Source organism: Streptomyces sp. NPDC020192 (assembly GCF_044388685.1).
Classification (GTDB): Bacteria; Actinomycetota; Actinomycetes; order Streptomycetales; family Streptomycetaceae; genus Streptomyces.
In genome coordinates this window covers 1-5,336 of the sequence record NZ_JBIRXG010000088.1, presented here as the reverse complement: position 1 = coordinate 5,336, position 5,336 = coordinate 1, and the positions used below count along the sequence as shown (strand labels likewise).

The 5,336-nt window shown below is 71.6% G+C and carries 2 protein-coding genes; both read right to left on the bottom strand.

Annotation, left to right across the window (positions count from 1 at the left end; all coding sequences use genetic code 11):
- Positions 1-1,997 (bottom strand): type I polyketide synthase (locus tag ACH47Z_RS46810; RefSeq protein WP_399086648.1); only part of this gene is annotated, 1,997 nt, incomplete at its 3' end.
- 51 nt (positions 1,998-2,048) lie between these two features.
- The coding region (locus ACH47Z_RS46805; RefSeq protein WP_399086645.1) for an acyltransferase domain-containing protein at positions 2,049-5,336 on the bottom strand (3,288 nt) is incomplete at its 5' end.

The following is a 5,336-nucleotide window of genomic DNA, read 5'->3' as shown; positions in this document are numbered from 1 at the left end:
GCGAAGAGGGCGGGTTGGACGACGTCGACGCGGTCGTAGCCGGGCGCGCCGGGGCTGCCGCGTAGTACGTCGGTGAGTGACCAGTCGACGTAGGGCGTGAGGGCGGTCTCGCACTCCGCGATGCGGGCTGCGAACTCGGGTGAGGTGTCGAGGAGTTCGCGTCCCATGCCGGTCCACTGCGACCCCTGCCCGGGGAACACGAAGACCGCTCCCGCCCCCTGGTGTGCCGAGCCGGACACGACTCCCGGTGCGGCCTCTCCGGATGCCAGGGACTCCAGACCCCGGACGGCCTCGGCGAGATCCGTGGCCAGGATGACACCGCGGTGTTCGAGTGCCGCGCGTGTGGTGGCGAGGGCACGGCCGATGCCGGCGAGGTCGCCCTCGGGGTCAGGGTCGGACGAGAGCCGTGTGCGCAGCCGTGCCGCCTGGGCTCGTAGGGCTTCGGGGCTCTTGCCGGACAGCGCCCAGGGGACCGGCGTCGACCCGTTCTCGGCTCGGGGCGGCACGGCGGTGTCGTCCGTGCCTTCGTCCGCCTCGGGACGTGGTGCCTCCTCCACGATCACGTGGGCGTTGGTGCCGCTCATGCCGAAGGAGGAGACACCGGCCCGGCGCGGGCGGTCCGAGGCGGGCCAGGGGGCCGCTTCGGTGAGGAGGGAGATGCTGCCCGACGTCCAGTCGACGTGCGGCGTGGGCTCGTCCAGGTGCAGGGTGCGGGGCAGTACGCCGTGCCGCAGGGCGAGGACGGTCTTGATGATCCCGGCCATGCCAGCGGCGGCCTGGGTGTGGCCGATGTTCGACTTCACCGAGCCCAGGCGGAGCGGGCGGTCCTGCGGACGCTCCTGCCCGTACGTCGCCAGCAGTGCCTGCGCCTCGATCGGATCGCCGAGCGCGGTACCCGTGCCGTGCGCCTCGACCATGTCGATGTCACCGGGCGCGAGACGGGCGTTGGCCAGCGCCTGCCGGATCACCCGCTGCTGCGACGGTCCGTTGGGTGCGGTCAGGCCGTTGCTGGCGCCGTCCTGGTTGACGGCCGAGCCGCGGATCACCGCGAGGATCTCGCGTCCGTTGCGGCGCGCGTCCGACAGGCGCTCCACGAGGACGGCACCCACGCCCTCCGCGAAGCCGAAGCCGTCCGCGGCCGCCGAGAAGGGCTTGCAGCGGCCGTCGGCGGCCAGCCCGCGCTGGCGGCTGAACTCGATGAACGCCAGCGGGGACGGCAGCACCGTCACCCCGGCGACGATCGCGAGCGAGCACTCGCGGGCCCGCAGGGCCTGCTCGGCCCAGTGCAGGGCGACCAGCGAGGAGGAGCAGGCGGTGTCGACCGTGACCGCCGGCCCTTCCAGACCCAGGATGTACGCGACCCGGCCCGATGCGACGCTGGCGGAGGTGCCGGTGCCCAGATACCCCTCCACTCCTTCGGGGGCGTCGGTCACCTGTGCGCCGTAGCCGGAGGCCACATGGCCGACGAAGACACCGGTCCGGCTGCCACGCAGGGACTGTGGGTTGATCCGGGCCCGCTCCAGCACCTCCCACGACGCCTCCAGGACGAGCCGCTGCTGCGGATCCATGGCCAGCGCCTCCCGCGGCGAGATGCCGAACAGAGCCGCGTCGAAGTGCCCGGCGTCGTGCAGGAAACCGCCCTCGCGCGCATACGACGTACCCGTACGGCCGGGATCCGTGTCGTAGAGGGCGTCCAGGTCCCAGCCGCGGTCGGTCGGCATGCCCGATATCGCGTCACGGCCCTCGGCGACCAACTCCCAGAACTCCTCAGGGGAGTCGGCCCCGCCCGGGAACCGGCAGGCCATGCCGACGATCGCGATCGGCTCGCTCTGCGCCTCCTGGGTCTCCCGCAGGCGCCGACGCGTGTCGTGCAGATCCGTGGTGACCCACTTGAGGTAGTCCCGGAGCCTTTCCTCGTTCGAGAGCGCGCCGTCGCGCGGCGCGGACCTCTCGTGTGACACGAGGCTGTCGTTCGCGGCGGGCTTTTCATTCGACATGGGAACCCCCTTGGACACGTGGAAGACGGGCGGACACGGACGCCGGAACCCTCATGGGCGGCCGAACTCCTCACGGATGAAGTCGAAGAGGTCGTCGTCCGACGCGGAACTGAGCCTCTCGGCGACGGACGCGCCCCCGGCCGGACCAGTCCCATCGGCCTGCCGACGGGAGTCGTTCCAACGGGAGAGCAGTTCCTGGAGCCGATCGGCGATGATCCGGTGGTCCTCGTCGGCGGCGTCCAGGGCGAACAGGCCCGCCTCGACACGGTCGAGATCGCTCTGGAGGACGGCCACCGGGTCCGCCTCGCCCAACGCCATCTCCGTACGCAGCAGTTCGACGACCGAGGCCGGCGTCGGGTGGTCGAAGACCAGAGTCGCCGGCAGCGGAAGGCCCGTCGCCGAGGTCATCCTGTTGCGGAACTCGACCGCGGTCAGGGAGTCGAACCCCAACTCCTTGAAGGCCAGTGCACCGCCGACCGCGTCGGCCGAGCCGAGCCCCAGCACGGCGGCCGCGTGCGTGCGCACCAGGTCCGACAGCACCCGGTCGCCCTCGGCCCTGGGCAGCGCGGCGATCCTTTCCCGCAGCGCGGCGGACGCGGCCGCGTTCTCGGCCGGCTCGCCCGCTCCGGGCCGTACGACGGCTTCCGCCGCCTCCGGTATCTCGTCGACCAGCCGGCTGGGCCGGGTCGCCGTGAAGACCCGGGCGAAGCGCCGCCAGTCGACATCGGCGACCGCGAGCCGGTGCTGGTCGAGGTCGAGGGCGTACCGGAGTGCGAGGAAGGGCAACTCCGGGGCGACCGAGGCGGGTTCGGCCGCCCCGGCATCCCAGGACACATGGATGGCCGCCCTGCCCTCGGCGCGCAGGTTGTGCGCGTGGGCGTCGAGGAGGGCGTCCGCCACGGCCTCGGCCGCGAGCCCGGCGGCGCCGACCGCCCCCGCGAACGACGAGAAGAAGACGAATGTGGTGTCCTCACGGACCGGAAGCGACGCGAACACGCGCTCCGCGTCCGCGTGGCCGAGGGTTTCCGCCAGGCTGTCAGGAGTGAGCTCACGGAGCGCGATGCCGTCACCTCGGGCGGCGATGTGCACGACGGTCTCCACGGGCGTGTCCGCCGACCCGAGCTCCTCGATCAGCTCGGACGACAACGCCCTGCGCGAGTCGATGTCCGTCGCGTCTACGACACGAGCCGCGCCCTCGCGCACCAGCCAGTCGGCGACCTGGTCGGCCAGGGGGCCGGAGGCCCCGGTGATCAGGGCGGTGCCCTGTGGGTTCCACACGCGTGAAGGCGTGCCGTCGGCCAGCGGCGCGCGCACCAGACGCCGGGCGAAAACCCCCGAGGTACGGATCGCCAGCTGATCCTCACCGCCGGGGTCGGCCAGGACGGCGGCCAGAGAGCGGACCAGGTGGTCCTCTGCCGCGCCCGGAGCAGGCGCCGGAAGGTCGATCAAACCGCCCCACAGACCCGGGTGTTCGAGCGCGGCCACCCGGCCCAGCCCCCACATCGCTGCCTGGTCGACGCTGATGACGTCACCGGGGGACGCGGCGACGGAGACGGCGCCGTTCGTGACACACCACAGGGAGACGTCCGAGCCGAGATCGCCCAGAGCCTGGATCAGAACGAGGTTGCCTTGAGCGGGGAGAAACGAGAGCACGCCGCCGCGGGCGTCGGGGCGTTCGCCGAGGACCGCAGTGATACGCGCCTCCAGCTCACCGGGTTCGGCGTTCTCCGGATCGACGGTCACGACGACCACCTCGGCCCCCTGACGGGACAGGCCGTCGAAGAGCGAGCGCGTCCCCGGGTCTTCCGCCTGGGTCCCGTCGACCAGCGCGATCCAGGTGCCCATCGCCGGTCCCCCCGAGCCCCCTGCCCGGGTCGGCACCGGGTGCCAGGAGACGGTGTAGCGCAGGCCGTCCACCGTGGAACGTTCGCGCTGTTTCCTGCGCCAGGAGGAGAGCCCGGGGAGCACCGCGCTCCACCGGTCCACCTCGTCTTCCCTGCTCCCGTTCCACTCCAGCGTGGTCGCCAGCGCGTCCAGATCCTCCCGCTCGACCGCTTCCCAGAACCGGCTCTCCGGCACGTCTTCGGCAGGAGCGGCGGATGGCCCGGTACGCGATTCGAGCCAGTAGTGCTGGTGGTCGAAGGGGTAGGTGGGGAGGTCGATGGGGTGGCCGGTGGTGGTCGGCCAGGTGACGGGGGTGCCGTGGGTCCAGAGCTCGGCGAGGGCTGTGCGGAGGGCGTCCGGTTCGGGGGAGTTCTTGCGGAGGGCGGAGACGGCAAGGGTGTCCGCGAGGGTGGTGCGGGCGAGGGCGGTGAGGGTGGTGTCGGGGCCGAGTTCGAGGAGGGTGGTGACGCCGTTTTGCGAGAGGTGGTGGAGGCTGTCGGTGAAGCGGATGGGTTTGCGGATGTGGTGGGTCCAGTAGTCGGGGGAGGTGAGGTTGTCGGCGGTGTGTCCGGTGGTGTTGGAGATGACGGGGATGTGTGGTGCCTGGTAGTCGATGGTGGTGGCGGTCTGCTGGAACTCGTCGAGGACGGGGTCCATGTGGGGGGAGTGGAAGGCGTGGGAGACCTTCAGGTGGCTGGTCTTGCGGCCGAGGGCTCGGAAGTGGTCGGCGATGGACTCGGCTTTCTCCGCGTCACCTGAAATGACCGTGGAGTCAGGTGAGTTGAGGGCTGCGATGTCGACACCGTTCGTCAGCTGTTCGGCGACTTCTTCTTCATTCGCTTGTATGGCGATCATTGCTCCGCCGGTGGGGGCGGCCTGCATGAGCCGGCCCCGGGCGGCGACCAGCCGTGCGGCGTCGTCGAGGGACATCACGCCGGCCGCGTGGGCGGCGGTGAGTTCCCCGATGGAGTGGCCGAGCAGGTAGTCGGGGCGCAGCCCGTAGGTGTCGGTGACCAGCCGGTACAGCGCGGTCTCCAGAGCGAACAGGGCGGGCTGGGCGTACTGCGTCTGCTGGAGCAGCTCCGGGTCGTTCCCGAAGAGAACCTCCCGCAAGGGTCGCGGCAGGTGCGGGTCCAGGGCGTCGACGGCCTCGTCCAAGGCGGCGGCGAAGGCGGGCTCGGCGTCGTACAACTCCCGTCCCATGCCGAGCCGTTGTGCTCCCTGTCCGGTGAACATGAACGCCACCCGCCCGGGCCGCGCGCTCCCGGTCACGATCTGTGTGCTCTCCCGCCCGCTCGCCAGCGCGTCCAGCCCCTCCAGCAACTGACCCCGATCAACGCCGAGCACCACAGCCCGGTGTTCCAGAGCCGCCCGCGAGGTGATGAGGGCCGAGCCCACGTCCGTGGGTTCAAGACCGGGCTGAGACTCGGCGAACGAGCGCAGGCGCAGGGCCTG